At 67.3% G+C, this 2,311-nt stretch carries 3 protein-coding genes and 1 pseudogene; 3 read left to right on the top strand and 1 reads right to left on the bottom strand.

All coding sequences use genetic code 11. The features are described 5' to 3' along the window. The 3 genes and pseudogenes from MOV75_RS35070 to MOV75_RS35060 form a co-directional block, all read left to right on the top strand. Positions 1–192 (top strand): annotated as a pseudogene (locus tag MOV75_RS35070) (hypothetical protein); the annotation flags it as partial. Between the two features lie 100 nt (positions 193–292). Next, on the top strand, positions 293–985 hold the full coding sequence (locus MOV75_RS35065) for a response regulator transcription factor (RefSeq protein WP_246932105.1): 693 nt from the start codon (positions 293–295) through the stop codon (positions 983–985). After that, positions 972–2,048 carry a HAMP domain-containing sensor histidine kinase gene (locus MOV75_RS35060; RefSeq protein WP_246932107.1) on the top strand — a complete coding sequence of 359 codons (1,077 nt, stop codon included), beginning with the start codon at positions 972–974 and terminating at the stop codon, positions 2,046–2,048. Before MOV75_RS35065 ends, MOV75_RS35060 begins: the two co-directional genes overlap by 14 nt. A gap of 12 nt (positions 2,049–2,060) precedes the next feature. Here MOV75_RS35060 and MOV75_RS35055 read toward each other — a convergent pair. After that, a partial coding sequence (locus MOV75_RS35055; protein WP_247007635.1) for a response regulator transcription factor occupies positions 2,061–2,311 on the bottom strand: 251 nt, incomplete at its 5' end.

Below are 2,311 nucleotides of genomic sequence, written 5' to 3'. Positions count from 1 at the left end.
CACGCGGCGATCGGGCCACGCTTCGCCGGCGCCGGCTGGCACGGCCGCCACGCCTTCCATCATCATCACTTCCGCCGTTTCGCCGTCTTCGGCGCGCCCTTTTTCTACGCCGGCTATAGTGATGGTTGCTGGCGCAGGAGCTGGACGCCCTATGGATGGCAATGGGTCAATGTGTGCGGAGACTATTGGTAGTCGCATCGCCGTACCGCACCATTGTCGCGGTCGCCACCGGGCGGTTCCGTCCAGCCCCGGAACGGGATAGTCTGGTGGCGATCGTCGCGCGGAGTTTTGCATGACCGGAGGTCACCGCCGCATCCTGGTCGTCGAGGACGATCCGGAAACCGCAGGCCAGCTCGTCGAGGAATTGACGATCTCGGGATACGAGGTCGACCTCGCTGCCAACGGCCGCGAAGCGCTGAGCCACGGTGCCGCGCGCGACTATGCCGTGATCGCGATCGACCGGATGCTTCCCGATGTCGACGGCATCAGCGTGATGCGGCAATTGCGCGACGACGGCGTCGCCGCGCCGTTCCTGATCATTTCCGCGCTCGGCGAGGTCGATGACCGCGTGCGCGGCTTGCGCGCCGGCGGCGACGACTATCTGGTCAAGCCGTTCTCGTTCACCGAATTGCTGGCGCGGCTCGAGGCCCTCGGCCGCCGCAGCGAGACCATCGCCAAGGAGACGTTGCTGCGGGTCGGCGATCTCGCCATCGACCTGATCGCGCGCAATGCCAGCCGCCGTGGCCGAAAGATTCCGCTGCTGCCGCGCGAGTTTCAACTGCTCGAATATCTCGTCCGCAACGAGGGCCGCGTCGTCTCCCGCGCGATGCTGCTCCAGCACGTCTGGGACCTGCATTTCGATCCCTCCACCAACATCATCGACGTCTATGTCGGGCGCGTCCGCCGCAAGGTCGACGATGCCCAGGCCTATCCGCTGATCCACACCATCCGCGGCATCGGATATTGCCTCCGTGCTCCTGGCTAAGACGCTCCGCTCCTCGACCTTCCGTCTGGCGCTGATCGCGATCGCCGCGTTCGGGCTGATCGTCGCGGCGATCATGGCCTATGTCTATTTCGGCACGCTCGCCTATGTGGAGGGCCGGCTCGGCCACGCCGTCGACCATGACGGCTTCACCGGCATGATCGAGCTCGCGATGGCGGCGGTTGCCGTCCTGCTGCTGGTGCTCGCCGGCCTCGCCGCCGTGCTGGTGACGCGGCGCACGGTGGGGCGGATCGAACAGATCAATGCCACCAGCCGCGCCATCATGCTCTCAGGTCTCGACCAGCGCATCCCCTTGCGCGGCAGCAACGACGAGTGGGATCGCGTCGCCGAAAGCCTCAATCAGATGCTCGACCGCATCGAGACGCTGATGGGCGAGGTCAAGCAGGTCAGCGACAACGTTGCCCACGATCTGCGCACGCCGCTGACGCGGATGCGCGGCCGGCTGGAAAAGGCCTATCATCACGAGCGCAACGGCGAGGCGGATGCCGCGCTGATCGGCGACACCATCGCCGATCTCGACGCCGTGCTTGGCATGTTCGCCTCCATCACCCGGATCTCGGAGATCGAGACCCGCGCCCGCACCGGCGCCTTCCGCGCGCTTGACCTTGCCCAGATCGCCGGCGAGGTCGTCGAGCTCTACGATGCCGCCGCCGAGCAGGTCGCCACAAAGCTCAGCCTTGCCGGAGACCGTCAGGTGCCGATCACGGGCGATCGCGACCTGCTGTTCGATGCCATCGCCAATCTCGTCGACAACGCGATCAAGCACGGCCGGCCGGGCGGGCAGGTGACGGTGACCTGCCGCAGCGCCGACGGCAGCGCGGTGATCGCCATCGCCGACGATGGTCCGGGCATTCCGGCCGAGCAGCGCGATCACGTCTTCAAGCGCTTCTACCGGCTCGAACAGAGCCGCTACACGCCGGGCAATGGGCTTGGCCTCAGTCTGGTGGCGGCCGTCGCGCGCCTTCACGGCGCCGAGGTCGCGCTGCACGACAATGCGCCGGGGCTGATGGTGCAGCTCAGCTTCCCCGCGACATCGGCGAAGTGAGACCCGGTGGCATCACAGCTCGATCACACCGCGGCGCGCCGCATGCGCCACCGCGTCGGTGCGGCCGGTGGCATCGAGCTTGTCGAGCAGCGAGCCGACATGGAATTTGACGGTGTGCACGGAGATGCCGAGCCGGCGCGCGATCATCTTGTTGGAGGCGCCCTCGGCCATGAGCGCCAGCACGTCGAGCTCGCGCTGCGTCAGCGCGATGTCCCCGGGCATGACGCGCGGATCGCGGGCAACGATCGTCGCGGCGGCCTGCT

It is taken from the genome of Bradyrhizobium sp. PRIMUS42, from assembly GCF_023006515.1.
In the GTDB taxonomy this organism is placed as follows: Bacteria; Pseudomonadota; Alphaproteobacteria; order Rhizobiales; family Xanthobacteraceae; genus Bradyrhizobium.
The sequence above is the reverse complement of the archived record's forward strand: the minus strand, read 5'-3'. Positions and strand labels throughout refer to the sequence as shown.